Origin of the sequence: Microbacterium sp. JB110 (assembly GCF_003335195.1) — a bacterium.
GTDB lineage: Bacteria > Actinomycetota > Actinomycetes > Actinomycetales > Microbacteriaceae > Microbacterium.
Genome location: NZ_QPGM01000024.1, coordinates 1 through 283 on the forward strand (window position 1 = coordinate 1; position 283 = coordinate 283).

Consider the following 283-nt stretch of genomic DNA (forward strand, 5'->3'; position numbering starts at 1 on the left):
AAACTTATGCCTAAATAACGTCAGAGCATAAAGTCATTATAAAAGTAACAGGACGAATAATGAGTGAAATAACTCAATCCTTAGTTGAAGAACCAATAGTTGAAGAACCGATTGGTGAACAGCCAATTGATGAAGTGGTTAGCTGGGTTAAACAAAATAATTTCACCTTGAACCTCTCAAGTGAGCGTTTAGCCTTTTTGATTGCCGTTGCGGTATTAAGCAATGAAAAATTTGATGAAGAGCTTGGTGAAGGCGAATTACAAGACGCCTTTAAGATCGTTAC

Annotated in this window: 1 protein-coding gene; it reads left to right on the forward strand. The window is 36.7% G+C overall.

What is annotated here, in order from left to right; genetic code table 11:
- Nucleotides 1-59: 59 nt before the first annotated feature.
- Nucleotides 60-283, forward strand: a 224-nt coding sequence (locus CIK77_RS17435) for a chromosome partition protein MukF (RefSeq protein ID WP_220224454.1), incomplete at its 3' end; no start/stop codon positions are given.